The organism is Terrabacter sp. MAHUQ-38 (assembly GCF_014518425.1).
GTDB lineage: Bacteria > Actinomycetota > Actinomycetes > Actinomycetales > Dermatophilaceae > Terrabacter.
Map to the genome: position 1 here is coordinate 226,061 of NZ_JACVCU010000002.1, position 26,918 is coordinate 252,978.

Annotated in this window: 21 protein-coding genes, 2 pseudogenes and 1 riboswitch; of the genes and pseudogenes, 10 read left to right on the top strand and 13 right to left on the bottom strand. The window is 67.9% G+C overall.

Annotation, left to right across the window (positions count from 1 at the left end; translation table 11 throughout):
* Positions 1-91 precede the first annotated feature (91 nt).
* Together H9I49_RS08005 and H9I49_RS24385 are read right to left on the bottom strand one after the other, a co-directional pair.
* Positions 92-1,021 carry a universal stress protein gene (locus H9I49_RS08005; protein ID WP_188029835.1) on the bottom strand — a complete coding sequence of 310 codons (930 nt, stop codon included), beginning with the start codon at positions 1,019-1,021 and terminating at the stop codon, positions 92-94.
* A gap of 84 nt (positions 1,022-1,105) precedes the next feature.
* Positions 1,106-1,477: a universal stress protein gene (locus H9I49_RS24385; RefSeq protein WP_370587482.1), complete on the bottom strand. Its 372-nt coding sequence runs from the start codon at positions 1,475-1,477 to the stop codon at positions 1,106-1,108.
* Here H9I49_RS24385 and H9I49_RS08015 point away from each other — a divergent pair.
* The gene (locus H9I49_RS08015) at positions 1,434-1,946 is read left to right on the top strand and encodes a hypothetical protein (RefSeq protein ID WP_188029837.1); all 513 of its coding nucleotides are present in this window, start codon (positions 1,434-1,436) and stop codon (positions 1,944-1,946) included. The genes H9I49_RS24385 and H9I49_RS08015 overlap by 44 nt on opposite strands.
* A gap of 8 nt (positions 1,947-1,954) precedes the next feature.
* Positions 1,955-2,326 (top strand): hypothetical protein, encoded by a 372-nt coding sequence (locus H9I49_RS08020; RefSeq protein ID WP_188029838.1) that lies wholly within the window; start codon positions 1,955-1,957, stop codon positions 2,324-2,326.
* A 231-nt stretch (positions 2,327-2,557) separates the two neighbouring features.
* Here the strand turns inward: H9I49_RS08020 and H9I49_RS08025 are convergent, their stop codons facing one another.
* The gene (locus H9I49_RS08025; protein WP_188029839.1) at positions 2,558-3,145 is read right to left on the bottom strand and encodes an erythromycin esterase family protein; all 588 of its coding nucleotides are present in this window, start codon (positions 3,143-3,145) and stop codon (positions 2,558-2,560) included.
* A 241-nt stretch (positions 3,146-3,386) separates the two neighbouring features.
* On the opposite strand from H9I49_RS08025, the gene H9I49_RS08030 reads away from it, so the two are divergent.
* Positions 3,387-3,815 carry a GTP cyclohydrolase I gene (locus H9I49_RS08030; protein ID WP_188029840.1) on the top strand — a complete coding sequence of 143 codons (429 nt, stop codon included), beginning with the start codon at positions 3,387-3,389 and terminating at the stop codon, positions 3,813-3,815.
* 710 nt (positions 3,816-4,525) lie between these two features.
* On the opposite strand, the gene H9I49_RS08035 is transcribed toward H9I49_RS08030, so the two are convergent.
* A complete protein-coding gene (locus tag H9I49_RS08035; RefSeq protein ID WP_188029841.1) occupies positions 4,526-4,888 on the bottom strand; it encodes a DUF1622 domain-containing protein in 363 nt (120 codons plus the stop codon).
* 645 nt (positions 4,889-5,533) lie between these two features.
* Between H9I49_RS08035 and H9I49_RS08040 the strand changes: the two genes are divergently transcribed.
* Complete coding sequence (locus tag H9I49_RS08040; protein ID WP_188029842.1) at positions 5,534-6,898, top strand: DNRLRE domain-containing protein; 1,365 nt, start codon at positions 5,534-5,536, stop codon at positions 6,896-6,898.
* Positions 6,899-7,482: 584 nt separating this feature from the next.
* Here the strand turns inward: H9I49_RS08040 and H9I49_RS08045 are convergent.
* The gene (locus tag H9I49_RS08045) at positions 7,483-8,838 is read right to left on the bottom strand and encodes an alkaline phosphatase PhoX (protein WP_188029843.1); all 1,356 of its coding nucleotides are present in this window, start codon (positions 8,836-8,838) and stop codon (positions 7,483-7,485) included.
* A gap of 655 nt (positions 8,839-9,493) precedes the next feature.
* Between H9I49_RS08045 and H9I49_RS08050 the strand changes: the two are divergent.
* Positions 9,494-11,052, top strand: a pseudogene (locus H9I49_RS08050) (alkaline phosphatase).
* A 373-nt stretch (positions 11,053-11,425) separates the two neighbouring features.
* Here H9I49_RS08050 and H9I49_RS08055 read toward each other — a convergent pair.
* The 6 genes from H9I49_RS08055 to H9I49_RS08075 all read right to left on the bottom strand — a co-directional run bounded on the left by H9I49_RS08055 (position 11,426) and on the right by H9I49_RS08075 (position 17,748).
* Positions 11,426-12,394, bottom strand: a complete 969-nt coding sequence (locus H9I49_RS08055) for a TauD/TfdA family dioxygenase (RefSeq protein WP_188029844.1) — start codon at positions 12,392-12,394, stop codon at positions 11,426-11,428.
* 81 nt (positions 12,395-12,475) lie between these two features.
* A complete protein-coding gene (locus H9I49_RS08060) occupies positions 12,476-13,414 on the bottom strand; it encodes an ABC transporter permease (RefSeq protein WP_188029845.1) in 939 nt (312 codons plus the stop codon).
* A complete protein-coding gene (locus H9I49_RS08065) occupies positions 13,414-14,310 on the bottom strand; it encodes an ABC transporter ATP-binding protein (protein ID WP_188029846.1) in 897 nt (298 codons plus the stop codon). The genes H9I49_RS08060 and H9I49_RS08065 overlap by 1 nt, the downstream gene beginning before the upstream one ends.
* 5 nt (positions 14,311-14,315) lie before the next feature.
* Positions 14,316-15,338, bottom strand: coding sequence for an ABC transporter substrate-binding protein (locus tag H9I49_RS08070; RefSeq protein ID WP_188029847.1), 1,023 nt, complete (start codon positions 15,336-15,338; stop codon positions 14,316-14,318).
* 330 nt (positions 15,339-15,668) lie between these two features.
* Positions 15,669-15,740 (bottom strand): putative leader peptide, encoded by a 72-nt coding sequence (locus H9I49_RS24390; protein WP_370587535.1) that lies wholly within the window; start codon positions 15,738-15,740, stop codon positions 15,669-15,671.
* Positions 15,741-15,774: 34 nt separating this feature from the next.
* Positions 15,775-15,886, bottom strand: a riboswitch (SAM riboswitch).
* Positions 15,887-16,815: 929 nt separating this feature from the next.
* Complete coding sequence (locus tag H9I49_RS08075) at positions 16,816-17,748, bottom strand: LysR family transcriptional regulator (RefSeq protein ID WP_188029848.1); 933 nt, start codon at positions 17,746-17,748, stop codon at positions 16,816-16,818.
* 182 nt (positions 17,749-17,930) lie between these two features.
* Here H9I49_RS08075 and H9I49_RS08080 point away from each other — a divergent pair, with 182 nt between their 5' ends.
* From H9I49_RS08080 to H9I49_RS08095, 4 genes are all read left to right on the top strand, one after another.
* A complete protein-coding gene (locus H9I49_RS08080) occupies positions 17,931-19,133 on the top strand; it encodes a PrpF domain-containing protein (protein ID WP_223128461.1) in 1,203 nt (400 codons plus the stop codon).
* Between the two features lie 156 nt (positions 19,134-19,289).
* The gene (locus H9I49_RS08085; protein WP_370587483.1) at positions 19,290-20,492 is read left to right on the top strand and encodes a Bug family tripartite tricarboxylate transporter substrate binding protein; all 1,203 of its coding nucleotides are present in this window, start codon (positions 19,290-19,292) and stop codon (positions 20,490-20,492) included.
* Positions 20,493-20,499: 7 nt separating this feature from the next.
* Complete coding sequence (locus tag H9I49_RS08090) at positions 20,500-22,482, top strand: tripartite tricarboxylate transporter permease (RefSeq protein ID WP_188029850.1); 1,983 nt, start codon at positions 20,500-20,502, stop codon at positions 22,480-22,482.
* Between the two features lie 65 nt (positions 22,483-22,547).
* Positions 22,548-22,928, top strand: a complete 381-nt coding sequence (locus H9I49_RS08095) for a universal stress protein (protein ID WP_188029851.1) — start codon at positions 22,548-22,550, stop codon at positions 22,926-22,928.
* Between the two features lie 1,215 nt (positions 22,929-24,143).
* Here H9I49_RS08095 and H9I49_RS08105 read toward each other — a convergent pair.
* Positions 24,144-24,428: a signal peptidase I gene (locus H9I49_RS08105; protein ID WP_370587484.1), complete on the bottom strand. Its 285-nt coding sequence runs from the start codon at positions 24,426-24,428 to the stop codon at positions 24,144-24,146.
* Between the two features lie 29 nt (positions 24,429-24,457).
* Between H9I49_RS08105 and H9I49_RS23820 the strand changes: the two are divergent.
* A pseudogene (locus H9I49_RS23820) lies at positions 24,458-24,670 on the top strand (hypothetical protein); the annotation flags it as partial.
* Between the two features lie 23 nt (positions 24,671-24,693).
* On the opposite strand, the gene H9I49_RS08110 reads toward H9I49_RS23820, so the two are convergent.
* Entirely contained in the window at positions 24,694-26,646 is a 1,953-nt protein-coding gene (locus tag H9I49_RS08110; protein WP_188029853.1) for an amino acid transporter, read from the bottom strand.
* Between the last annotated feature and the right edge of the window lie 272 nt (positions 26,647-26,918).

Consider the following 26,918-nt stretch of genomic DNA (forward strand, 5'->3'; position numbering starts at 1 on the left):
ATCGCACTCGCGGTCGATCCTGTTCCTCATGCATCGGGGGCAGCGGAGAGGTGGAGGTCGGTACGACCGCCGGCCTCCACCGGCGCGTTCGTCAGAGGGTGGATAACGGCGACAGGACAAGGGCTCTGCGCAAGACCCCCTGTGACACAGAACCCTCGACCAGCCCCGCGAGAGACCCGCGTCCACGAGTTCCGACGACCAGCAGGCACGCGTTCTCGCTCAGACGTACAAGCTCCTCGACGGGGTGCCGTTGGACCACATGCCGGCGAACATCGACGGTGGGAAACTCCTCCCGGAACCCCGCGATGGACTCGGACAGCAGCGCTCGTTCCTGCAGGTCCAACACCTCACGGTCCACGGCCCGCGCATTGGAAACGTCTGCCGCCTCGACACCGTCGAGCTGCCACGTGTGGACCACGGTGAGTCCGAGGTCGCGCATCGCGGCCTGCTCGAAGGCGAACCTGACCGCACCCGTGGAGTGGTATCCGTCGACTCCGACTATGACTCTCGGGTCAGGAAGTGTGCGCGTGGCAGCCTCGCGGACCACGACGACAGGGCAGTGCGCATGAGCCGCGACGTGGATCGAGACCGACCCGAGGAGGATGCTCCTCACGGCGCCGAGGCCACGCGCTCCCAGCACGACCATGCCTGCCGTTCGCGAAGCCTCAACGAGCGCTCCAGCGGGCGTGGAGGGCTCCGGCCTGGTCGTGATGACGAGGTCGGGGTGCAAGGTCTGGGCCGTCGTGGCGGCAACGGCGCATGCGCGCTGCGCCACTGACTCCGTCGCCTCGGTGAGAGTGGGGGGCAGCGCGGTTCCCGCGAATGCGGCGCCGGCGACGGGATGGTCCGGGGAGTATGCATGCAGGATCTGTAAGGGAACGTGTCGACGGGCGGCCTCGTGAGCCGCCCACTCAAGAGCGAGACTGCTCTCGCGGGACGTGTCGATGCCTACCACGATGCCAGCCTCGGCGATCTTCTCGTGGTCCAGGGTCCTCCAGCTCCACAGGAACGTGCACTCCACGATCGCTCCTCCGATCGACGGCCAAACAGGGCAGTTGGTCCCGCTTCTTCTGCCGAGTCTTCTGCCGACAACGAGTCGCAGGCGTCATGACTCGGCGTGGCCTGAACGGACGACGGCCACGGGGCAGTGCGCTCGCGTGAGGACGTCTTGGCTCACCGAGCCGAGCAGCCTGCCGCGGACCAGCCGAGCCCACCGATGGCACGTCTGGCACAGGACCACGAGAGGCCCTACGCCGGGTTGCCGTGTTCGCGCGAGGGCCACTGCGCCCCGACGCCCGCAGTCCTTGCGGTCTGACGACGCACGAATGGGGTCCGCGGCCGGCCCTCGCCTGCGCGTCGCCGAGGCCGGGCCGAAGGTCCCTAGTTGCCACCTCCCCTCGCTGTCAGACTCGCCGGAGAAGGAGGTTGCCGGGATGAACCTGACCAGTCGCGAGACGTGGACCCTGATCCACGGCATGGTCCTGGGTGCGCTTTTTCTGTTGGGATTCGCCGGAGGTCTGGAGGCGTTGTACAGCCTCCGGCCCAACCTGTTGTCCCCTGTCGGCGTGCACGACCGGCTCCATCGCGCCCGAATTGGTGTCGTTGCCATGGCCGTCGCGGCCTGGGGCACCGTCCTGACCGGCACATGGGTCGTCTACCCGTGGTATCGGGAGCGGACGCCGGGCAGCCCGAGGTCGATCCTGCTGGCCGATCCTGAGCTGCAGGACTGGCATCACTTCGGCATGGAGTGGAAGGAGCACATCGCCTGGATGAGCCCCATTCTCGCCACCGTCGTCGCGTTCATCGTCATCTACTACGGCACCGGCCTGGCCCGCCACGACAGGGTGCGCAGGACCACGATCGCACTCTTCGTGCTGGCGTTCACGTTCGCGGCGGTGGCCGGCCTGTTCGGGGCCCTCATCACGAAGGCCGCACCCCTCACCTAGGAGTTCTGATGGCAACCAACTCTCACACCGACGTGCTCGGCGAGGAGTACCACGCAGCACAGAAGCCCGAAGGGCCTGTCTCAGCCGCGATCCTCGCCGGCGGTGTGGGCGCGCTCACGCTCGGGGTCCTCACGACCCTGGCCGAGGCGTCGACGGGCATCAGGGACTTCCTGAACGTCTACGACCCGGTAGGTCCGCTCTCCGGCAAGACGATTGGGGCGGTGGTCGTCTGGCTCATCGTCTGGGTCGTGCTGCACGTGATCTTCCGCGACCGGGCGTTCGAGTCCCGCACGGCCCTGACGGTGGCGCTCGTGCTCATCGCCCTCGGCGTGCTAGGCACCTTCCCCACGTTCTTCCAGTTGTTCGCACCAGCCGAGTAGCGGCACTGCGGACGGGTCCTGGTGCCGCGAACGTTCCCAGCACGTGTCCTTCTCCCCGCCCGAGTCGTCCGTCTGGCGACGCTGGGTTTGTGTGGGGCTCCGCCGGAGAGCTCGCAGGATTCATGACACCGGGCGGGCTTCAGGGCCTTGGAGCCAAGACGTAGTCGGTCTGGCCCGACGCGTCAGTCCTCTGCCCCCCGTAGGGCAGCGACCTAAGAGATAAACCGCTCTTCAGAAGCCGGTCGGCTCCGTCTCGTACTCCGGCTCCACGGGACGACCCTCATGGTGCAAAGGCCTGACGGCTTGCATGTCCTCGAACCACACGAGTGCGTCGTAGCGTCCGCCCATCCGGGTCGGGACGTAGTTGCCACGCTCGCGGCCCGGGTCGTAGACGACGCCGATCGCCCGGTGGCCGGCCCAGCTGGAGAGCCACCGGCTGGCCCGGTCCTCGCCGAACACCAGGACAGCCGGCTCGCCGAGCGCCTCGTGCAGGAGATCCTCGTGCGAACCGGCCCGGGCCGCCGGGACGATCATGACCTGCTCGGGCGCGCCCCAACCTGCACCTGCCAGCACCTGACCCCGGTGACCGGCGAACCCGACGAGGGAGACGCCAACGTCATGATGGCGCTCCCGCAGCAGCTGGCCGACGTTGACCATGCCCTCGCCGGCCATGTCGGTCGCACGAGCGTCACCGACATGGGTGTTGTGCTCCCAGACCAAGCCCTTCGAGGTCGACCCCAGGTGGCCGGTGAGTCGGTCGACCGTGTCAGCCATGTGGTGGTCCCGCACGTTCCACGAGCTGCGGTCCCCGCGAACCATGGCCCGGTAGTACTCCTCGGCCCCTGCCGCGACCTCGGCGTTCTGGCCGCGTCGAACGCCGCCTCGTCGCCCACCCGCTCCTTGGCCCGCCTCCTGACCTCGACGAGGAGCGCCACCACGTCGGCCTCGCACGTCTGGGGCACGAGCCGGGTGCTGTAGGAGTAACGGTGGGGGTCCTCCCGATACGGGACGAAGCAGTGCCAGGCGCGCGCCGCCGCACTTGGCGCGCGCCCTGGCTCGGATGGTGATACGAGAGCCACTGAGCGTCGACGCGCTGCCGAATGAGGCCGGCTGTCAGGACCTCATCGTCTGCAAGGGGATCACGTTCCGGGCCTTGTGCGATGAGCACATGATGCCCGTGTCGGGGGTCGTGCATCTGGGCTACATCCCGAACCAGCTGCTGCTGCCCACCACGGGAGCAGATGCGGTGGTGGGCTACTTGTCGCGAGAACCACAATCCCCGCCGCAGCTGGCGTCACAGGCGTCCCAGTGGATCGACCGGGAACTACAGCCGCTGGGGGCCGGCGTCATCGTGCACGCGGACCACTCCTGCGACAGCGAGCGAGGCACCGACGCCGCATCAGCCACGGTGTCCTCGAGCCTTCTCGGTCAGCTGCGTGTGAGCGCGGTTCTGCGTGCTCACTTCATGGCATTGACAAGTTCACGCTGACTTGTGCTTCTCGCGCCACAGGCTCCACGGCCACGATGCGATGTTGAGACTTCGGACACGGTCCCATGTCGTCGTCGCGTTGAGCAAGGCACGCACGTGCGGCCACGCGACGCGAGGCCCCCGTTGCAGAGCCGGGTTACTCGTCCTGCGCAGCCCAGCTTCTCGCTGCCGGGTTTGTAAGCCACGCGCGCGGCCGCGGCACACCCGGCGAAGTATCCCGTTCGGGCGTTGGCCGCTCCAGCCCGACGACAGGCCCTCATGTCGCGTCACGACCCTGCGGAAGCCTGGTCGTGCCCACGGGCACGCTTGGCCAAGGTGTGCACCGAAGGTGCGACGAAGGACGCAGACTCACGGAGGTGGAGGGACCACCGCCACGCCATGAGGCATGGTTTCGCGCTCGTCATCACCGCCGGAGAGGGGGCGACTCCGGGTGGGGCTCGGCGTGTGGACGGCGCCGCGAGCCCGCAGAGTGTGAAGGCCACGGCCAGCGGCACCGCCGCCGCATGCCTACCCAGGGAGCGCGCGCTGAACCGAAGGGCGGACGGCGCCACTCCGGCGCGCCTTGTGGGAGGGGTCTAGGCGGCGCCGCCACCGGAGCGCTTACCCACCGGACCGGGAATCTCCCGACCGTGGCCAGGCATCAGGTGCCGCGGGAGGCGTGGACTCGGTCGCCCAAGTTGCCCAAGCGCGAGGAGGTAGTGGCACTGCCCCTAGCCCTCGCTCGGCTCCGAACCGACCGGCGTCTTCTGCCACGGCCAGCGCCCGGTGATCTCGAGCTCGAGGGAGAAGCTCAAGAAGGTCCTGATGGCCACGATGAGTGACAGGACGAGCACGCTGGCAAGCGTCGGTGTGACGGCGACCGTGCGGATGATGTCAGCCGCGACGAGCAGCTCCAGGCCGAGCAGAATGGACCGGCCCAGCTGTTGTCGGAACCGCCGGTACACGTCCGGCTGGTGTGTTCGCGCGCCCTGTGCTGCGCGAATGGCTGCGACAACCGCGCCGATGACCAGGACGGCCACCCCGGCGGTGTCTATGACCTTGCCCGCCAGTTCCACTCCCTCGCTGAACTCCACGCAGCACCCCTCTCGGATCGTCAGTTCTCACGGATGCTGGTTACCCGGATCGCCGGAACGTACCAACACACTCAGGGGCCGAGCGCGAGGAACCAAGGGGTGTCCGTGGAACTCCTCATTTGCACTTCATGGCAGGCCTTGCGGTGGTTTGCGCGATTGGCTGCGGTGGGTCTCGTGGTGCTCCCGTCGGGCCGGACAGCAGAGTCAATGGTCCACCGGCTCAGTTGCCTTACCTCCACGACATCTGCGCCAGGCGGGCGTTCAGGGCGGGATACCGAGCGTCGCGGCACGGTCGCAGCGAAGCGCACGGACGACTCTGAACGGGCGCGACTGCGCCCGAATGAGACTCGAGAGGTGAGTGTCAGATTTCGCGGGGGAGGTCCTGCCGCCCTGCGAGCACTCATACGTCCGGGCGCGTCGCGATGAGGTGACCTACGGGCCCGTTGGTGAGGCAGAGTGTCAATGCTCCTAGCTTGCGGTGCGCCCCCGCGCCCCAGCCGGCCACCACTGTGACGAGAAGGGCAATCCGCTGTGACCTCTCGCCGTACTCGCAACGCCCTCCTGGCCCTCGGAGCCGCTGTCTCCGTGTCCGTCGCCGCCGCAGCGCTACTCAGGGTCGTGGCGCCCAGTGACCTATCCGCCACCATGACCTTCATCCCGAGCGCCGACACGTACGTCGACAGCCTCCACCCGACCGCCAACTTCGGCACCTCGACCCAGCTCGGCGTAGACAAGTCTGAGGTCAAGAACCTGTTCCTCAAGTTCGACCTGTCCGCTGTGTCGGGCACCATCACCAGCGCCAAGCTGCGCCTGCATGTAGACGACTCCGGGAGCGCCGCCAGCTCCATCGGTGGGACCTACAAGCTGACGAGCAACACCACCTGGATCGAGACCGGACCGACCTACAACCACCAGCCGGCCATCGACGGCGCACTGCTCGGGACGCTAGGGACCGTGGGCCGCAGCACCTGGGTCGAGCTCGACGTCACCGGCAAGATCACACCGGGCGGCGCCCTCAGCATCGCCGGCTACTCCACAAGCACCAACGGTGCGGACTACGACTCGCGCGAGACCGGCGCGACCGCCCCCCAGTTGGTCATCGCAACGGACACACCACCGGGCACCACGGCGCTGGCGACAACCAGTCCCCCGCTGGCAACCACGCCGCTGGCGACCACCACTCCACCGCCACCCCCGCGTCCGACCACCTCGACGGCGCCGCCCTCCGGGGACCCGGTCCTGGTCGGTGCCGGTGACATCTCGGACTCCGGCACCGGTGACTCGGCGACGGCCGCGCTCATCAACAGCATTTCCGGCACCGTGTTCACGATGGGCGACAACGTTTACGACAGTGGCACGGCATCCGAGTTCAGCACCTATTACAACCCCACCTGGGGGAAGTTCAGGGCGCGCACCAAGCCGGCGCCCGGCAACCACGAGTACCACAGCGCGGGCGCGGCCGGCTACTTCGGCTACTTCTTCGGCGGCCAGGCCGCCGGCAACGAGTACTACTCCTACGACCTGGGCAACTGGCACATCGTCTCGCTGAACTCCGAGATCGCCCACAGCGCCGGATCCGCCCAAGAGACCTGGTTGCGTAGCGACTTGGCGAACAACACCAAACCGTGCACCCTGGCCTACTGGCACAAGCCGCTGTTCACGTCCGGCGCCAACCACGCCCCAGACACCTCCCAACGGGCACTATTCCAGGCGCTGTATGACTCCAACGCCGACGTGGTTGTGACCGGCCACAACCACCAGTACGAGCGCTTCGCCCCGATGAACCCGACCGGCGGCGCGGACACGAACCGCGGCATCCGGCAGTTCGTCGCCGGCATGGGCGGCGCCAGCCACTATTCCTTCGGCACCATCCAACCGAACTCCGAGGCCCGCAACAGCGACACCTACGGCGTCCTGAAGCTCACGCTGCACTCCAACAGCTACGACTGGCAGTTCGTCCCTGAGGCCGGCAAGACCTACAACGACAGCGGCACCACCGCCTGCCACTGAGGGTCTGGTCAACGTCCCACCCGGGTCCCTGGCCCCCGCGGCAAGCGAGTCGGTCGTTGTCGTGGTGCGGCAGGTCGAGGGGCTGGGTGTCGGGCTGGCCAACCGGTCGACGGGTGCGCTGGGCCCGAATCTCGCTGACTGGTGGACGGGGGTGCAGGCTCGGCAGATGCATGAGCCGGACGCGCGACGAGGTGTCAAGCTCTGCGGTCGGATCTGTGAGGCGGGCCCTCCGAACCGCTACGGGATCCGGAGCAACGTGGTCGGGCTGCCCTCGAACTCGCCCACACATCCGACGTCAACCTGGAGATGAACCAACGGCCGATGAATCCAGCACTTCGCTCAAGCCGCTCACGAGCCGCGCCCTCAACCAGCACGTCGAGGCCGACTCCTGGACTCCGGCTCAGCTTGCCGCGGGCCTGCATCCGCTGCCGGCTGAGGCTTCCTCGAACCGCGACACCAGGCCGTCGACCACGTGCAAACGCCGACCCGAGGCCTCATGGCCCCGGGTCGGCGCTCTAGGTCTCCCGGCCACCTCATGTCACCGGAGCACGGCCCTGCGGCGAACTACCGCACGCCGGATCGGACTACTTCCACGGTCCGGTGACCGCGAAGGTGTAGCCGTCGCCCTGGATGCAGGCGAACAGGACCTCGCCGTCCTGGGTGAAGGTCGGGCCGGCGAACTCCATCTCGCTCACGTCGTTGCGTGCCAGCGCGTACGCCGCGCCGGCCGTGGTGACGCCGACGAGATGCTGGATGCCTTCGCCGTCCTCGGCGAGGATCAGGCCGCCGTTGGGGTCAAGCGCGATGTTGTCGGGGCCGTCGTAGTTCGTGTCCGCCGCCGGGTCGGGGTTGACCCCGAAGATGCTCTTGAGAGTCACCGTCTGGTTGCTCGGGTTGTAGAACCAGACCTGGCCGTCGTGCTCGTTCTTGCTGCCGTCGCTGGCGCGGGCGAAGCTGGCGACGAAGTAGGCGCCGCCGTCACCCCAGTAGGCGCCTTCGAGCTTGCGGCTGCCGGTCACCTGTCCAGCCGCGAACTGCTTGCGGACCGAGGTGGTGGTGGCGAGGGGGTCAGGCACGTCCACCCACGTGACCTTGTACGTCGTGCCGACCTGGGTGGCCTCCGACAGGTCGGCGATCTCGCGGGTGCCCTTGGTGCAGAGCATCGCCTGCAAGGTGCCCGCCGTGTCGCCGCCCTCGGACAGAGCCAGCGCGCGGAGCGCACCCTTGCCGGGCTCGAAGCCGGCCGGGGGCGTCCAGCGGTAGTACAGGCCGTGCGGGCCATTCGCGTCCTCGGTGAGGTAGATCGTCCCGTTGGCCGGGTCGAGAGCGATGGCCTCGTGGGCGTAGCGGCCGAGGAACTTCAGCGGCACGGGATGAAGGTTGGCGTCGCGGTCGAACGCGTCGACCTCGAAGCACCATCCATGGTCTTCGAGGAGCGCGCCGCCCTTGCGCTGCTCGGTCTCCTCGCACGTGATCCAGGTGTTCCACGGGGTCCGGCCGCCGGCGCAGTTGTTGTGCGTGCCGGCGATGCTGACGTACTCCGAGACGCGGTTGCCCTTCTTGTCCATGACTATGGTCGTGGTGCCACCGCGTGCACCGGGGTCGAACGTGAGGCCCTCGAGCGCGGGGACGCCGTAGGTCTCGCTGCCACCGATCTCGTGGTTCTGGACCATGGCCCAGTTGTCGCGGCTCTCGAACACCGCCGCGCCGTCCGGGTCGCTCGGCGACGGCTGGCCGCTCTCGAGGAGCGTCTCGCCGGCCTTGGCGATCACCTTGTATGAGAAGCCCTGCGGCAGGGAGAGGATGCCGGCCGGGTCGGGCACGAGAGCGCCGTACCCAGCCGTACGGCGGGCGAGAGCCTTCGCCTCTGGGGCGGCGATGGCGTCGATGCTGCCGGCGACGGCTATACCGAGGCTGGCGAATGCACCTGCTCGCAGCATGCCGCGACGGGAAATGGACGAGTCCACGTAAACCTCCGGTGTGGTCGTTGGGCCTCCCATTCAAGTCACACGTCCCTGACGACAGCGGTTCTTTGTGCGACGAGTCGGCGAACAGCGGGCGGCTGGGGGGCGACGGCGATCTGGCCCCCCTCGTCACCCGCCGCGAGACCGAGGTGCTGTCGCGGCGAACATGCGTTCGCTGATGGCGGGCAGGCGGGACCGCGGCCTTCGAGGGCAGCCATCTTCACCCTGCGGTGGCCAAGCTGACCGTGCTCCAAAACGCTCGCTGTTGGAGCAGCCGTTTCCATCGCAAGCGCGGCCGAGCAGCTGCGTCGATCTTCAGCCGCTCGGCTGCTTCCGGCCCCGGCCGCGCGAGGCGCCAGGGGGCCAGTCAACTCCCAGGCGTTGAATGGGGCGCTGGGATGATCTCACCTGAGGCTCGTGGGTTGCGCCACCGACAGCACGCGGCGGACCCCCATCGATGGCCGGTGAGTGCCGCGGGTGCTTCGAGCACGGCGTCTGCCGGCTTAAGACGGGCTCGACGATTGCGCGGGCCACCGTAGAACGAGCATGCGTGGCTTGTGAACCAAGGCTTCGCCGAACCGGTGTCTCGCGGTTGCCCGGCGTCCACCACCGCCCGTGCAGCGTGGTGGCCATGAGTCAACTGAACCGCCGCACCTTCGTATTTGGCACCGCAGCCAGCGCGGGCCTGCTCGGTCTGTCCCGAACCGCCGGGGCTTCGGCCTCGCCCGCGCTGGTCGTGGCCGGACGATCGGCCCTGACATCCGGAGTCATGTCGGGCGATGTCACCTCCACCGGGGCGACCGTGTGGGCGCGCTCGGACCGGCCAGGTCGTCTGGTGGCCCTGGTCCACGGAGCGGGCGGCTCCAGGCTGCGGATCGGTGGCCCCGTCGCCACGCCCGACACAGACCTCACGGCGAAGCTCGACCTGCAGGGGCTCGCTCCCGGCCGCGAGCACACGGTCACGCTCGCCTTCGAGAACGAGGACGGGCAGCTCGGCGAGCACGCTGACGTCCGTTTCAGGACCGCGCCCGCCGGACCGGGCGCCACGAGCTTCGTGTGGACCGGCGACACGTGCGGGCAGGGCTGGGGGATCAACCCCGACCTGGGTGGCTTCACCGCCTATGCTGCGATGCACGCGACCCGCCCTGACTTCTTCCTCCACTCTGGTGACACGATCTACGCCGAGGGCCGATCGCCGAGCAGGTCGTCGAGCCCGACGGACAGGTCTGGCGCAACATCGTCATCCCGGAGGTGGCGAAGGTGGCCGAGTCGCTCGCCGAGTTCCGCGGCAGGCACCGCTACAACCTCATGGACGAAAATATCCGGGCCATGTACGCCGAGGTCCCGGTCGTCGCGCAGTGGGACGACCACGAGACCCACAACAACTGGTACCCGGGGCAGGTCCTCACCGACGACCGGTACACCGAGCGCCGGGTGGACGTGCTCGCCACCAGGGCGAAGCGGGCCTGGTGGGAGTACCAGCCGATCAGCAACCGGGCCTCGGTGCCCCGCCCGACCGCTGCGGGCACCCCGGGCCGGATCTACCGGAAGCTGTCGTACGGCCGGCACCTCGACGTGTTCTGCCTTGACATGCGCACCTACAAGGACCCCGACACGACGGGACTCGAGCCGGTGCAGACACACATTCTCGGCCCCGAGCAGACCGACTGGCTCATCCGCGAGGTGGCGGCCTCCAGGGCCACGTGGAAGGTCATCGCGAGCGACCTCCCGCTGGGGCTCGTCGTGCCCGACGGCCCGGTCAACCAGGAGTCGCTCTCCAACGGCGACCCGGGCACGCCGCGCGGCAAGGAGCTCGAGATCGCTGCCGTCCTCAGCTCCTTCAAGCGGGCCCGCGTGCGCAACACGGTGTGGCTCACCGCCGACGTCCACTACTGCGCGGCGCACCACTACGACCCCGCCCGCGCCGCCTTTGCTGACTTCGAACCCTTCTGGGAGTTCGTCGCCGGGCCCATCGCCGCGGGCACGTTCGGGCCGAACACGCTCGACGGGACCTTCGGCCCACGGGCCGACTTCGTCAAGGCGGCCGACTACCCCAACCAGTCGCCCCGTCACGGTAACCAGTTCTTCGGGCACGTCGAGATCGACGAGGACGGTCGGTTCCGTGCGTCGCTCCGCAACGCCCGTGGGGAAGTGCTCTACTCACGGACCCTGGACCCCGCGCCGAGATGACGGTGTCCCCGAGGCGCCCGCGACTTAACAGGACTGAATGGGACTAGGACGGGAAATGGCCTCTCAGGGCCCGAAGGCTCTGACCGGCGTTCCGCAGGCGAATGGCGTGGCGGTGTGATTTGAACCCACTGTGGACTCACCCCCACATACGCTTTCGAGGTCTGTGCAACGGCGTTCACCAACGATGCGGAGCGTCGTGCACGCCCGCACGGGCCGCACTCGGACGTCCCTGAACAAGCCCGACTCGGCCGGAAATGAGACTAGTACTGAGACTACGGCTGGCTGACCGGGGGCGCCCCTTCGATGGTGGATGCGACGGTCGACGTGCCGGGCACGGAACGCGCACCCGGTCACATCGGACCGTGACTTGTTGTCAGACGGCGCTCGCCGCGCGTTCCGCTGCCGTGTAGTGCGATGCGTCCCCCTTCACGGCTCGGCTCGGCTCGCCGGCGGCGTTGACCGGCACGTCACCAGCCACCGTGACACGGTGCAGCAGGCGCGGCAGGTCGTCGTAGTTGTCGACCGCGTAGTGCTGGGTGATGCGGTTGTCGAAGATGACCAGCTGGCCGGGATGCCACGAGACGCGCACGAGGTGATCGGGCTTCGTGACGTACGCCTGCAGCAGCCGCAGGATGTCACGCGACTCGGTCACCGACAGGCCGACGAAGCGGCGCACGAACCCACCGATGAACAGCCCCCTCTCCCCCGTCTCCGGGTGCACACGCACGACCGGGTGGTGGGTCTCGAACGCGATGGACTGGAAGACCTCCTGGTAGCCCTTCGACTTCTCGTCGAAGGCCTCGACGGCCTTGTCGGCGTAGTCGTACTCGTTGGTGTGGACCGCCCAGAGCTGGTCCGCCAGGTTGCGTAGCGGCTCCGGCAGGGCGCGGTATGCGGCCGCCGAGCTGGCGATGAGCGTCTCGCCGCCGTACTCGGGGACGGTGTGGCTCACGAGCGTGCTGATCGCCGGGGGTGCCTGGACGAAGGTGACGTCGGTGTGCCACTGGTTCGCGCGGCCGCGCTCGCTGTCGACGGGCAGCACCTGCGGTGCGCCGTCGACCGCCGGGACGGTCGGGTGAGCCGTCGTGAGCGTGCCGAAGTAACCGGCGAACCGCTGCTGGCCCGCGTCGTCAAGCGGGGCGTCGCGGAAGACGAGGGCCTTGTGCTCGAGCAGTGCGTCGCGGATCCCTGCGATGGTCGCGGCGTCGAGGTCCTGGGTCAGGTCGACGCCGGACACCTCGGCGCCGATGTGGGCGCCCAACTTGCGGACGGTCAGCTGACCCGCGGGCCCTGCATCCGGGGCGGACGCGGTCGTGGTGCGGTCGGTGGTGGTGCTGGTCATGATTCTTCTCCTTCTTAGGGTGGGTGGTCGTGCGGGTTCGCTTGGGCGGCGCTCGGGTGGATGAGTGTTCGGTTGGCGTGCTCAGCGGGTGGGCGCGAAGGTACGCCAGCGGGAGAAGTGCGCCTCGAGACGGACCAGGCCGACATTGACGGCGAGCCCGAGCAGGGAGACGGTGAGGATCCCTGCGTACATCTGCGGGATGAGGAAGCTGCTCTGGGCGTTGACGATCTGGAAACCCAGGCCCGCCTTGGCCCCGACCATCTCGGCGGCGATGAGCACGAGGATCGACGCCGTACCTCCCATCCGGATGCCGGTGAAGATCGTCGGGACGGCCGACGGCAGGATCACCTTCTGGAAGAGGCGGAGCTGTGAGAGGCCAAGCGAGCGGGCAGCGCGGATCAGCAGGGGATCTACCGTGGTGGCACCGGCGATGGTGTTGAGCAGCACCGGGAAGAAACTCGCGTAGGCGACGATCGTGATCTTCGACGTCTCGCCGATGCCGAGGAGCAGGACGAACACCGGGAGCAGAGCGAGCGCTGCGGTGTTGCGGAAGAGCTCGAGCAGCGGGGTGAGGAACGACGCGAGTCCGCGGTACCAGGAGAGCGCGAGGCCGAGGGTGATGCCGGCCGTGACGGCGATGCTGAAGCCGGCGACCGACCGCGTCAGGCTGGCCGACAGGTGCTCCCACAGTTCCCCGGTCGTGATGGCGTCTCGCAGGGCCAGGAGCACGTCGTGTAGTGGCGGGAGGAACACGCGGGTGTCCTCACCGAGGAGGAACTGTGGCACGAGCTCCCACGCAAGCAGGAACAAGACGATCGCGGCAGACCGCCAGACGGCCACCTTGACCGCGCGGAAAACCTTTGAGAGCAGAAACTTTCCGGCCGGACGTCCAGGCTTGGCCGGATCCGGGGCGCCGTCGCTACGTGCCGGTGCGCCGTCGGAGTTCCGCACCCGCGCGTCCTCCGGGGCCGCAGCAGCGTCGGTGGTCGGGACGGAGTCGATCGTGGGGGTGGTGGTCATCAGGCTGCCCTCTCGGTGCCATCGGGCTGGATCTTCTGGTGGCCGGCGCGCTGGGCGCTGGCCACCTCGCCGTGCAGCAGCTCCCAGAGGCGGTGCCGGTAGGCGACGAACTCAGGTGTGGAGCGCAGGTCACGCTCGGCGCCGATGGTGCGGTCGCCGAGGTCGATGTCGACGATCGCCTTGAGCCGACCCGGCCGCGAGCTGAGCACCGCGACACGCTGGCCGAGGTAGACCGCCTCCTCGATGCCGTGAGTGATGAACACGGCCGTCGTGCCGGTGGCGCTCCAGATCCGTAACAGCTCATCCTGGAGCTGCTCACGAGTCTGGGCATCGAGCGCCGCGAACGGCTCGTCCATGAGCAGGATCCCGGGCTCGTGAGCGAGGCTGCGTGCGATGGCGACCCGCTGCTTCATGCCCCCGGAGAGCTCGTGCGGGTAACGCTCCTCGAAACCGCCGAGGCCCACGAGGGCGAGATACTCCCGCGCCCGCTCCAGCCGCTCCTCCTTGCCGAGCCCCTGGCGGCGGAACTGCGGCCCTTCCAACCCGAAGGCGACGTTCGCGAGCGCAGTGCGCCACGGGAAGAGCGCGTACTGCTGGAACACGATGCCGCGGTCCAGGCCCGGCCCGGAGACGGGCCTGCCGTCGACGAGGACCTCGCCCGTAGTGGGTTCGCTCAGCCCGCCGAGGATGTCGAGCAGCGTCGTCTTGCCGGACCCACTCGGCCCGACCAGGGTGAGAAGCTCCCCCGCCGCCACGTCGAGGGTGATGTCCTCGAGCGCGCGCAGCACGCGGCCGGACGGGGTGTCCTTGGCGGGGCGGACCTGGAAGTCCTTGGTCACGGCCCGCAGGGAGATGCGGGGAGTCGGCGGGTTTCCTTGGTGCTGTTGGGTGCTCACCGGGGTCACCGGGCCTCGCCGAGCCCGTTGAGCTCGTTGGTGTAGTAGGAGGTGGGGTCGAGGGTCTTGCCGTTCAGGAAGCCCTTCTCCTCCAGCCAGGCACCCCAGCGCGTGAAGTCGGCGTCCGTGACGATGCCCCGGTCGGTCAAGCCGACGCTCTTCCAGTACTTGAGGTTGTCCGTCTTCTCGTGGCGGCCGCGCTTGTCGATGATCGCGGTGAACCGGGCGATGACCTGCTCACGCGGGGTGGTGCGCTCCCATTCGATCGCCTTGGCGACTCCGGTGACGAAGTCCTTGGCGGCGTCCGGGTGCTCCTTGATGAAGTCGTTCCGCAGGACGTACTGGCCGCCGTTGAAGGAGCCGAAGAGCTCGTGGTCGCTGAACAGTCGGCGCAGACCGCCCGCTTCGACGGCGTGGTCCTGCAGGACGCTGCCGAGCGTCCCGACGTCGACCTGGCCTCGGCGCAGGGCCTGCTCGGTGTCGTTGGGTGGCACGACGACGAGTTGCACCTGCTTGACCTCCTCAGGGGTGAGGCCGTTCTTCTTGAGCCAGGTGTTGATGACAGCTTCGCTGTGGGCACCGAGCGTGTTGACGGCCACCTTCTTGCCGATGAGGTCGCGCGCTGTGCGGATGGGGCTGTCGGCCTTGACGTAGAAGCCGTTGAAGGTCTTCGCGTCCTCGCCGTAGTAGTTGATGACGGCCTTGACCGGCGCGCCGGCCGAGATCAGCTTGACGACCGCGCCGGCGAAGGCGCCGCCGAAGTCGGTCTGGTTCGTCGCCGCGGACTGGATGTCCTGAGGGCCACTGATGGTGTTACCCACCCAGTTGAGCCTGACGACCTTGAAGTAGCCGAGGTCCTCGGCCAGCTCGGGGAGGGTGACCGAGTTGGCCGAGCCCTGGTAGCGCAGCGTGACCGGGCCCGAGTCCTTCTGCTGCGCTCCAGAGGCCGAGGAGCAGGCCGCGGTCAGACCGGCGACGAGGAGGGGGATCGCAGTGAGGGCGAGAGCCTGGGAGGGCGTCTTCTTCATGTCGGTGTGTTTCCTTCTGTGCGGGAGTGGACGGGGGGGCGTCGGTGGGTGAAGTGGGGGGAGGGCTGGTTCACGCCGACTGGACCACCAGGGGCAGCCGAGATGAACTGCGCGCTGCGAGGGCGTGCCGAGGCGACTGCCGTCCGGGATGTCGGGGCAGGAATACTCCGCGTCAGCCGCAGAAGGTCAGCAACCTGCGGCGGAAGTGGCTAGGCGCGGCCGAGGGCGCTCAGTGGACCGACGCCGTCAGGATGTGCCAGTCGGGCGAAGACGCAACCCGACGACGTCAAGCAGTACGAGATCCCTGATTATCGTCGAGGGCAGGCCCTCTCAGGCGCGACAGAGGGCGCTGCTCACGCGCCGCAGGTCGACGTGGCGTCGGCCAGTGAGCAGGAGATTCATGAGCCGTCCTCGGAAGAGACTTGAGGTTCAAGGAGCCTCGCGCTTGCGACCACCGGTCGGCGGCCGCCATGTCATCACCCGGAGCACCCCGCCGCGATGGAGGGTTGCCGTCAGCGAGCCGGGGCTTGGAACTGGATCTCGTGACCTGTCGACGACACTAGCGGGAGGAGCCCAACACCTACTAGTCGCATAGGAAATGTTCTCTCATGTCGAGACACCAATGCAGAAGGGAGTAGCAGGGTGCGTTCGACTCGTGGTGCAGATGCCAGCCGCTCGTCACCCCCACAGCCGCCGGCCCGTGCGTTCGGCCCGTGCCTCCTGCGGATGAATTCGCGCACGAGAGTGCCGACGTGGCCCAGCGCGGCGGACTGGGCGTCGGACCAAAACCGCGATCAGAGCTCCTAAGTGGATGGTTCGGTCCCGCCGACCGCAGCCGCGCGGCCACAGGTCGTCGCGCTGCGCGCGGCATGAGCTCGAGCGTCCCGGGGTTGATCCGGTCCCAGACTGCCGCCGCGACGCTGGTGTGGACCATCGGGTTGCCGAGGGTGAGCGTCCAGGCGCATTGTTCCGCAGCGCCTTGCGAGGTTAAGACCTCACATGGGCGTTGGCGATGGCATTGACACGACCGAGTGAGTTACCCCCACACGCTTTCGAGTTCTGCTCCTGCGCGTTCGCGGCGGTTCACCGAGCAACGCCCACGCTGCGACGACTCCAAAGCGAACCCTGCCGAACGAAGGCGACGGCGCCCGAATGAGACTGGAAATGAGACTACGGCCTCACGCGCGACACCCCCAGAGTGGCAAGTAGAGGCCGCGCAGAAGCAGACCACCTTCTGCGGCTTGAGCCGCGCGCCTCTGGAGCATTTTCGCGACAGTCTTAGAGTCCGAAGCTTCCAAAGCACCGGCCGAATCCCGCTCTGCGCCAATCTTCGTCACGAAATGCGCACAGTGAGTCACCGGCTCTCGACGTCATCCGTCTGCGACCGGACGACGTCACCGGATCGAGAGCATCAACCCGGCCAGGAGCCGTGTTGGGAACTGACCCACACGCTTTTGAATGGCCCACGCTCGGTCGCTCATGCGGTGCCGACGCCACCTCTTGACTGGTCCTCGTACGTGGCCGCGATCTCTGTCAACACCTGGTGAAACGCCATCTCTGTCGCCGCGCGAACTCGGTCCTGGCGGTGGGCCACGAGCACACGCCGGCTGGGGGCAGTGTCTCCGAGTGAAAGGATGCGAACGCGAGGGTGCTTGTTGACGACGGCAGTACGCGGCGCGAGCGCGATCCCGAGTCCGACGCTCACCATGGCCTGCGCTTCTTGGTAGTCGTTGGCACGGAAGGAAATCTGTGCCTCGAAGCCAGCTGCAAGCGCGCTACGGGACAGGACTTCGACGACCGGATGCTGGTTCGAGCGGATGATCCAACGTTCGCTCGCCAGCGCAGCCATGTCCACCTGCTTCTTGCGGGCTAGGGGGTGGTCAACGGCCACGATGAGCACCGTCGGATCGGTGAAGAGGGGGGTGATGGACAACTGACTCGCCTCGACCCTCCCCCATTCGTAGTCCCACAGCAGTGAAAGGCCAACCACGCCCTCCTCAAGCATCTCGATGAGCTCGGACTCACGGGCGCTTCTGATGTTGAGCTGAATCGACGGGTAGAGCTGACCGAAGCGCTTCACGGCAAGCGGGAGGAAACTGCTGCCGACCGTCGGAAAAGTGCCGAGTTCGAGGCTCCCGCGACGCAGTCCAGCGATGTCACGTAGATCGCTCTCGGCAGCCGCCATCTGTCGGAATACCTTGCGTGCGTGGACGGCCAGGACGTGCCCGGCCTCGGTAGGCACCATCCCTCGAGCATGTCGCTGGAGCAGCGGCATCCCAACTTCGAGCTCAAGGCGGCGAAGCTGTTGCGAGAGCGCGGAGGGCGTATAAGCCATGGCTTCTGCGGCTGCCGTGACCGAGCCGTGCTCCACCACGTGGAGGAGCACTTCGAGACGTCGCAGGTCGAGCACCGCCAGTCCTTTCACTCATGCTTAATGGTCCTGAAGTGGTGGAAGCAACCACTTCAGTCTTACCACGCGTGCGTGCGCGCAGCCCGTCTGCAGGGTGCGAAACGAGCGGGGAATGCCGGTGGCACGCGCTCAACTGCATTCCTGCGACAGCAAGTTAAGCACTGGTTAAGGGTCGTGTAGAAATGAGCGCTGGTGCTATAGGTCGCGCGTCCTCCAATCTGGGTCGAACCCCAACTCGACCCAGGAGGACCAGCGTGACGACCATCCCAGCGACGTGGATGCGTGGCGGAACGAGCAAGTGCTGGGTCTTTCGTCGGGAGGACCTCCGGGTACCGGGCGTCGACCTCGACGAAGTGCTCCTCGCACTTTTCGGCAGCCCGGATTCGCGGCAGCTGGACGGCGTCGGCGGTGCGACGTCGACGACGAGCAAGGCCGTGATCCTGGCCCCGTCCGAGCACGAAGACATCGACGTCGAGTACACGTTCGCGCAGGTTGGCATCGAGGAGGCGAAGGTCGACTGGGGTAGCAACTGCGGAAACTGTTCCGCCGTGGTCGCTCCCTACGCCGTGCGTAGCGGCTGGGTTGCGGCGACTGGGGATCGAACCAGCGTGCGCGTGCTCAACACGAACACGAACCAACTGATGGTCCAGCAGGTGGCTACCAGCGCCGGCGGCTTGGATGACACTCCCACGACGACCATCCCCGGGGTCGGTCGGCCGGGCGCCCGCGTCGACCTCGGATTCGTGTCACCCGCGGGTCGTAGCACGGGGGCCTTGTTTCCTTCTGGTGAGCGGAGCGACCTTCTCGTTGCGGGTGGCCGCGGCATCAGCGCCACGCTTGTGGACGCCGGGGCCCCTGTGGTCGTAATTAGGGCCGAGGACGTCGGGCTGAGCGGCACCGAGACTCCGGCCCAGCTCGACGAGCAGAGGGACCTGCTCTCAACCCTCGACGAGCTTCGCCGAGCCGGAGCGGTAGCCATGGGCTTGGCGTCAGAGACTCAACTGGCCGAGCGCGCGATACCGAAGCTCGCGCTCATAGCGGCCCCCGTCCGTGACCCGCAGGCGAAGGGCGCGGACCTCGTGGTCCGCATGCTGTCGATGGGTAAGGTCCATCCCGCTCTTCCCATCACGGGCAGTGTGGCCCTCACCCTGGCCGCTCGCGTGCCGGGCACGGTCGTGGCGGACCTGTTGGCCGACGAGGGCTGGTCTGCCAGTGACGAGTTCGTGATGCTCACGCCGGCGGGCACCGTCGCAACGACCTACTCCGTCGTGGACGGACAAGAAGTGGTCTCCGCCGTGCGCACCTATCGGCGCCTGGTCGAGGGCCACATCGAGTTGCCCCTGACTGCCGTTCAGGCGCAGGACTTGGAGTCCGCCAGCGCCTAGTGCGCGCGAGCGCCTAGTGGGCGCCAGCGCCGCTCACCCTCCTTCCCACTCCGCAGACCACCCGGCACAGCGCCGTCCGAGAGAAGGTCGAACCCGATGAACCGCCCTGAACACATCTTGCCCCGCACAGGTGGCGACGAGCAGGCTGATCCCGAGGTGACCAGTCAGGCACGCAAGGCGACGGCCCTGCGAAACCATGAGGATCCCGCCGTCGCGGACGACGAGTCCGGCGACGATCTCCCCCTCCCCACCCGCCGAACGGCGTTGAGCGTCATGGGTGGGTTCGCCGTCCTTGCTGCGGCGGGCACGCTGCTCGGCAGCGACCTGCTCCATCCGCCGGCATCGACTGCAGACGGCGACTACGCCGGCGAGACCGTCGAGTTCCTCATCCCCTTGGCCGAGGGCGGCGGGACCGACACGTGGGCACGGTTCATCGGCACCCAGCTCACTCGCGCCATCCCGGGCTCCCCCGGCTTCGCTCCCACGAACGAGTCCGGCGGCGAGGGCATCACTGGCACCAACCACTACGTCAGCTCAGCGAAGCCGGACGGCACCGAGGTGCTCGTCAGCACCGCGACGACGGTCGTGCCGTGGCTCCTGAGGCGGCAAGCCGTGCGCTACAACTTCACCGACCTCGTCCCGATCCTGGCCAACGGCACAGGAGCCGTCGTCTATGCCCGCACGGCGGCAGGCGTCGCCGGCCTCAAGGACCTCATCGACCGACCCACCCCGCTGAAGTTCGGTGGGATCGCCGCAACCGGCCTCGACCTGACCACCCTGCTCGCGTTCGACCTGCTCGATATGGACATCAGCGCCACCTTCGGCTTCGAGGGCCGCGGCCCGGTCAACCTGGCCCTACAGCGCGGAGAGGTCGACATCGACTACCAGACGACCTCGTCGTACTCCTCCGCCGTCAAGACCCTGCTCGAGGAGAAGAGCGCCGTTGCCCTCTTCTCACTCGGCCAGCTCGATGAGAACCGCGAAGTCGTCCGCGACCCCAACTTCAAGGACCTGCCCACCGTCGTGGAGGCCTACGAGACCCTTCACGGAACCGCTCCGAGCGGCCCCAAGCTGGACGCGTACAAGACCGTCCTGGGCGTGACCTACACGTACCAGAAGGCTTTGTGGGTTCCACCGGACACACCTGCCCAGGCGGTCGAGCTCATGCGCTCGACCGCGGAGAAGCTCGGAGCGTCACCGGCCTTCCAGAAAGCCGCAGACAAGGTGCTCGGTGGCTATCCACTCGACGCCGGAGCCGACCTGCGTCAACGGATCCGGGCCGCGTATGCCGTCAGCCCCCAGGTCCGCAGCCACGTCGTAGAGCTGCTCACCTCCACCTACAACGTCAAGATCGATTGAGGCCGCCATGTTCGACGCCGCACTGAGTGCCCTCCAGTCCCTCGCTCAACCCTCCCTGCTGATCATGCTCCTGGTCGGCGTGGCCGCAGGCCTCGTCATGGGGCTCATCCCCGGCCTCGGCGGCACGGGCGCCGTCGCCATCCTGCTACCCGTGACCTTCGGAATGGAGCCAGCACAAGCCTTCGCCCTGCTCATCGGGGCCCTCGCCGTCGTCCACACCTCCGACACCGTCTCCGCGGTGCTGCTGGGAGCGCCGGGCTCAGCTTCGGCCAGCGTGACGATGCTGGACGGGTACGCCATGGCGCGCCGAGGACAGGCCAAGCGCGCCTTGTCGCTTGCCTTCCTCAGCTCCATGGCAGGTGGCTTGATCGGCGCCCTCGGTCTCACGCTCGCCATCCCGCTCGCCCGGCCCCTCGTGCTGTCGTTTGCGAGCCCGGAGCTCTTCATGCTCACGGTTCTCGGCGTGTCACTGGCCGCGGTCCTGTCACGCGGGAACGTCGTCAAGGGGATCCTCTGCGGTCTGCTCGGCCTGCTGCTGGGCATGGTCGGCACATCACCCACCACGGCCGAAGAACGCTTCACTTTCGGCAGCCTCTTCCTCGGCGACGGCCTGTCCCTCGTCGCGGTCGCGCTGGGCATCTTCGGCCTCGCCGAGATCGCCACCCGCGTCGGTCAACGTCGCACCAGCCGCAACCTCATCACCCTCGGCGGTGGCTGGGGCACCGGCATCCGAGAATGGCTCACGTACTGGACCCAGGTGATCCGCGGGTCCCTCATCGGCATCTGGGCCGGCGTCCTTCCCGGAGTCGGAGCCACCGCCGGCACCTGGCTGGCATACGGCCAGGCCGTCGCCACCGCCAAGGACAAGCGCACCTTCGGCAAGGGCGACCCACGCGGCATCGTCGGCCCCGAAAGCGCGAACAACTCCGTTGAGGCCGGAGACCTCATCCCCACATTGCTCTTCGGCATCCCTGGAGGCGTGCCGTCAGCAATGCTTCTCGGGATGCTCTTGACCTACGGCATCCAGCCTGGCCCCGCCATCGTCACCGAGCACCTCAATCTTCTGTACCTGATCATCTGGTGCTTCGCCATCGCCAGCATCGTGGGTGCGTTCCTCTGCTTCCTTGGGACGCCGACCCTGGCCAAGCTCACCAAGGTGCCCTTCGCCGTCCTTGGCCCTGGCCTGCTGGTCGTCATGCTTCTCGGGGCCTTCCAAGGCGGCGGCCAGATCGGCGACCTGTGGGTGATGATCGCCCTCGGATTTGTCGGCTGGGTCCTCAAGGCGACCGACTCCCCTCGAGCACCGTTCCTGATCGGGTTCGTCCTGGCCATCCCCATGGAGCGCTACTACTACCTGACCGCCACACTCAATGACGGGCTGGGTTGGATGTCGCGGCCTTGGGTCCTGGTGTTCCTCGCGGTGCTCATCGGCCCCGCTCTGTGGGCTCTCGTCAAGTGGGCGCGCAGGCGTCGCAACATTGCCAGCGACGACGGGCACGGCATCGCCGCCGCACTACTGCACGACGACGATGAGGGCGAGACGGACGGCCTGCTCAAGAACTCGCCGTGGTCGCTGGCGGTCGCCGTCGGCTCCGTCACCGTGTGCGCCGCCGCACTCGTGGCCAGCACGGGCTTCTCCCCGGAAGCCCAACTGCTGCCGCGCCTGGTTTCCGTCGCCGGCATCCTTGTTGGCGTGGTGCTCCTGATCCAGGAACTGCGTGCACGACAGTTCTGGACGCGCGGGCGTACAGCCGAGCGGCTCACGGTGCGGACGGCTGTACGGACATTCACCCTGATGATCGGGTTCCTCGCCCTCGTCACCCTCGTTGGCTACCTGGCGGCCGTACTGGTCTTCGTGCCGGCGTATCTGCTCTTCGTGGCACGAGCACGCACCCGCACCACGGTCATCTACACCGTCGTCCTCGGCGCGGCGCTGATCGCACTGCCATCCCTCATCCCAGTCGACCTGCCCACCGGCCTCCTCGGGTGAGACCCCGCGACCAACGCCGCAACCCGAACACAGATATGCCACCTCTCCGAGCCAAGGAGCACCCCATGACCATTGCCGTCGTTCACTCAGCAACCCCGCCTGGCCGCGCCGCACTCCTTGCGGGAGCCCAAGAGGCACTGCTTCGCCTCGAGGACCTCGTCATCGCAGTGGCGGCCGGCTCCGGACCGGTGACCGTCGAGGAGGTCCGAGAGCAGCTCGGCCCCACAGCGAACCAGCTCGACGAAGAGGGGCTCACCATCGGTATTGGGCACTCGCAGCTCAGCGACCCGAGCGATGCAGTCGTCCAGATCGCACAGGAAAACGACGCGCGGCTCCTCGTGCTGGGCCTGAGACGCCGCACCCCCGTCGGCAAGCTCATCATGGGAAGTCTCGCCCAACGCATCCTGCTCGAGGCGACATGCCCCGTCCTCGCCGTCAAGGCGTGACCCGGCACACCTCGACATGAGGGGCCCGTCAAGTGCTCATGCGAACTGAACGCCCGCTGGGTGGCTTGGCACCCATTGCGACCGCGGGCGCCTCGGGTGGGACCCGCAGTTGGTCGAGCCCTTTGGCGTCGAAGAGATCAAGTCACTCGTCCTGAGAGCTCCGCCCGGCGCAACAGGGCCCTGGGTTGTCGACGCGGCGCTCATCCTCATCGCACCGCCCATCACCTGGCTCCCGGCAAGCCTCACAGCCGTTCGACGTACGCCGTGATGGCGTCTGGAATCTGAACTGCATGCACGTCGCGACTGGCTGTGCCCATGATCAGGGAGTGGACGATCTGCCGATACTGGATCGGCGGAGTGTGGCGTCACAGACGCGCGGTGTCTGCGCCCGCGACCGTCATCGATCGGTGCTGCGCATCGAGGGAAGGCTCACCGTCGACGGTCATTTGGCGAGCCAGATGCGACTCCAGCGAGAGGAGTCGGTTGTTCAATGTGCACCTCGTGTCGGCCCACGTCGAGACCACGAGCCGTGGTTCGACGGTTGGACCCGCGCTCGCTTGCGCTCACCTTCGCTGCGGCAATCCTGAAAGGTATCGAACGCCTGTTCGACATTGCGCGACACTGGACCTATGGCCGGCGGGATGGGACGAGGGAAGCAGCACCCCATCCCTTTGCCGACGCCGGCACGCCCACACTGCTGGGTCGATGGACCTGCTTCCGCGCCCGGGCCGCATCCGGGGCTCATCCTCGACTGGACTCGACGAGACGACGGCTGGTGGGGCTTCGTCGCATACGTCATCGAGGACGACGAGGCCCTGGCGCAGCAGTGGCTGCCCGCCCGACTCCTGACCGCGGCGCGTTAACCAACCAAGGGTGACCCCGGACGGGCCGTAGCGCCGAGACGACGGAAGGATCACCACATGCGACACCCAGTAAACGCCAGCGCTCGTCAGCGTTTGCTCGAGGCCCAGCGGGCCGAGTCCGATGCACTCCGTGAGGTGGAAGCGAACACGAAAGCGCGCGAGCGAGTCCTGAGCCGCCTTGCCCAGGCAGACGCCAAGCTCGTCCGGGCGCAACGAACTCTCGTGCGCACCTCTGGTCACGGCCGCGCGGCTCTGCTGCTGGGGATGGATGAAGCGGCGCTTCGTCGCGAGCTCCGTCGGGCCGACCCGGGCGACGAGCCGGCGGAGTCCTCGACGACCTGCTGAACGGACGTCAGACCGAGGGCCACCGAACGGTCATCATTACCGAGTCCTCGAGTGCCTTCCATGCGTGAACCACGCCGGGACCCCACAGCACATAGTCGCCCTGCCGGGTCAGCTCCACCTCACGATCCGGGAGCCGCTGGAGGAACCGTCCCGAGATCAAGATGAGCATCGACGTCCGCGTTTCGCCGGTGGTCCACTCGGCGCGTTCCTCGCCCGCAGTATGCGTGCCCCACTTGATCTCGACGTCACCCGTGCTCGCCACGGAGTCCGGTGGCTCGATGAAGTTGCCCACCAACCAGCCCCGGTGCTGCGTCCCGTCGTCGAAGGCGTTCCCCGTCGCGATGCTCGCACGACCTCGTCGTCGTCTTCATCCCCGAGTACGTCGTCGACCGCTGGTGGGAGGGCATCCTGCACAACCAGAGCGCCCTGCGGCTCAAGCTGCGGCTGCTCACCCTGCCCGGCGTCGTCGTAACCAGCGTCCCGTACCACCTTGCGGCCGACACCGAGGAGCACGCGGAGGCCGCTCGCGCATGAGGTCTCGAACCAGGACGGCCGCGTCAGCCGCCGACGTGGATGTGCGGACGTCGGCTCTCCTCGGGCTCGGCGCGGCGCAGGATCTCGTGCACGAGCGGTGGGACGTCGCCCTCGCCGGCAATGAGGAATCGCAGCACGTTCTGGCCCGGGGCCTTCTGGCTCCACTCGAAGTACGCGTGTGGCGGCTTGCTCACCCGGTCGCGGACGTCGAGCAGCACGGCGGCCAGGACATTCGGCACCGAGGGCCCGGTCGCGCGAAGCACGCGGTGGCCGCCGACCACCTCGGACGTCACCAGCACGGTCGTCTCAAAGTCGCTGGCGTCGCTGATTTCGACCTCGAGGAAGATCGTGCTCTGCCGGGCGTTGAGGTGGTTGAACATCCGGATCTCCAGCGACTTCTCGCGGTACTCCTCCCGGTCCCCGGCCTGGCGCTTGTTGGCGATGAAGCGCATCGGCTGCGGGCCGGCGGCAGCGTCGTCGAGCATCGCTCGGGCACCGTCGTCGTAGACCACCTGCAGCACGCGCAGCTCGGTGGAGCGGGCGATGCGGGACCAGACGCTGATCACGACGATGAGGGCGATGAAGACGCCGGCGATGAGCAGGCCCTCGGGGCGGTCGACGATCGTGACGGCGAACGTGTACACGAACACGGCGCTGACGCCGGCGAAGAACACGGCGGTGCCACGGTGGCCCCGGCGCAGCTCGGCCAGGAACACGGCGATCGCCGCGGAGGTCATCAGCGCGAGGACGCCGGTGGCGTAGGCGCCGGCCTGCTGGTCGACGCTCGCGCCGAACGCGAGGGTCACCACGGCCGCGATGAACGACAGGACCAGCACGAGCGGGCGGGTGGACCGCGCCCAATCCGGGGCCATCCCATAGCGAGGAAGGTAGCGCGGCACGATGTTCAGCAGCCCGGCCATGGCCGATGCCCCGGCGAACCAGAGGATGCCGATCGTGGCCGCGTCGTAGACGCTGCCGAACGCGTCACCGAACAGCTCGTGCGCCAAGTACGCGAGCGCACGCCCGTTGGCCTCGCCGCCGGGCTCGAACAGCTCGTGCGGAATCAGCAGCGTCGTCACCAGGGAGCTGCCGAGCAGCATGACGCTCATGATCAAGGCCGCCGTGGTGAGCAGCTTCTTCGCGTTGCGGATCCGACCGGCCGGGTGGGCCTCGGTGTCGCGCGCGTCGCCCTTGACGAGGGGCATGACGACGACGCCGGTCTCGAAGCCGGACAGCCCCAGCGCCAGGGCGGGGAACACGAGCAGGGCCGCGCCGATGATCCCGAACGGGGCAGCGTGAGCCGAGGTCATCGCCGTGGCCCAGTCGCTGAACGCCGTCGGGTGATCGCCCAGCTCGACCGCGGCGCGGGCGATGACGACCAGGCTCAGACCGAGATAGGCGACGACGAGCACCACGGCGACACCGATCGCCTCCTTGAAGCCCTTGAGGAACACTCCGGCCAGGGCGACGAGCAGCGCGAGGGTCACGGCCACGTTGCGACCCTCGAGCGCGTGGTGCAGGTACGGGTTCTCGATCAGGTGCGCAGTGGCATCCGCTGCCGACAGGGTGATCGTGATGATGAACCCGGTGGCGACGAACCCGATGAGGCACAGCACCAGCACCTTGCTCGGCCAGTACGACAGCAGCCGTTCGAGCATCGACAGGCTGCCGTCGCCGTGCGGGCTCTCTTCCGCGACGCGGCGGTACATCGGCAAGGCGGCGAAGACCGTGATCAAAACGAGCACCAGCGTCGCCACCGGCGACAGCGCCCCGGCGGCCAACGCGGCGATCCCGGGTTGGTAGCCGAGGGTGGAGAAGTAGTCGACGCCGGTCAGGCACATGACGCGCCACCACGGCTGCACGTGCGCCTTGGCGGTGGCCTCACGTTCGCTCTCGTAGTAGCCGCCGGTGTCGGCCTCGTCGGCGTCAAGCAGCCACCTGGTGAACGGGGTGCGCTCGCGCTGTTGCGTAGTCACAGCGCGCGAGTCTAGGGCCGCGGACAGACCGTTCGACCATGTTGGGTGTCCACAACGCGTCAGAACGAGTCGTCAGGTCGCCAACAACCAGCCTCGGGCCCATCCGCAATCGAGGAGCGGCCGTGATCGAGAACGCCATCGTCACCCTCGCCGGCCTCGCCGTACTTGCCTACCTGGTCTATCTCCTGTGGCACGACGGCCGGCCTTGAGGGGCCGGAAACGGACCACCCGGTGAGACCGAACGCCCACAAGCGCACACTGGCGGAGGCAGC

Excerpts from the sequence above, each read along its gene's own strand:
- H9I49_RS08015 (WP_188029837.1), top strand. The coding sequence starts at position 1,434 with ATGAACCTGACCAGTCGCGAGACGTGGACCCTGATCCACGGCATGGTC.
- H9I49_RS24385 (WP_370587482.1), bottom strand. The coding sequence starts at position 1,477 with ATGCCGTGGATCAGGGTCCACGTCTCGCGACTGGTCAGGTTCATCCCG.
- H9I49_RS08020 (WP_188029838.1), top strand. The coding sequence starts at position 1,955 with ATGGCAACCAACTCTCACACCGACGTGCTCGGCGAGGAGTACCACGCA.
- H9I49_RS08025 (WP_188029839.1), bottom strand. The coding sequence starts at position 3,145 with ATGGTTCGCGGGGACCGCAGCTCGTGGAACGTGCGGGACCACCACATG.
- H9I49_RS08030 (WP_188029840.1), top strand. The coding sequence starts at position 3,387 with ATGGTGATACGAGAGCCACTGAGCGTCGACGCGCTGCCGAATGAGGCC.
- H9I49_RS08040 (WP_188029842.1), top strand. The coding sequence starts at position 5,534 with ATGACCTTCATCCCGAGCGCCGACACGTACGTCGACAGCCTCCACCCG.
- H9I49_RS08045 (WP_188029843.1), bottom strand. The coding sequence starts at position 8,838 with ATGCTGCGAGCAGGTGCATTCGCCAGCCTCGGTATAGCCGTCGCCGGC.
- H9I49_RS08055 (WP_188029844.1), bottom strand. The coding sequence starts at position 12,394 with ATGACCAGCACCACCACCGACCGCACCACGACCGCGTCCGCCCCGGAT.
- H9I49_RS08060 (WP_188029845.1), bottom strand. The coding sequence starts at position 13,414 with ATGACCACCACCCCCACGATCGACTCCGTCCCGACCACCGACGCTGCT.
- H9I49_RS08070 (WP_188029847.1), bottom strand. The coding sequence starts at position 15,338 with ATGAAGAAGACGCCCTCCCAGGCTCTCGCCCTCACTGCGATCCCCCTC.
- H9I49_RS08080 (WP_223128461.1), top strand. The coding sequence starts at position 17,931 with ATGAGCGCTGGTGCTATAGGTCGCGCGTCCTCCAATCTGGGTCGAACC.
- H9I49_RS08090 (WP_188029850.1), top strand. The coding sequence starts at position 20,500 with ATGTTCGACGCCGCACTGAGTGCCCTCCAGTCCCTCGCTCAACCCTCC.
- H9I49_RS08095 (WP_188029851.1), top strand. The coding sequence starts at position 22,548 with ATGACCATTGCCGTCGTTCACTCAGCAACCCCGCCTGGCCGCGCCGCA.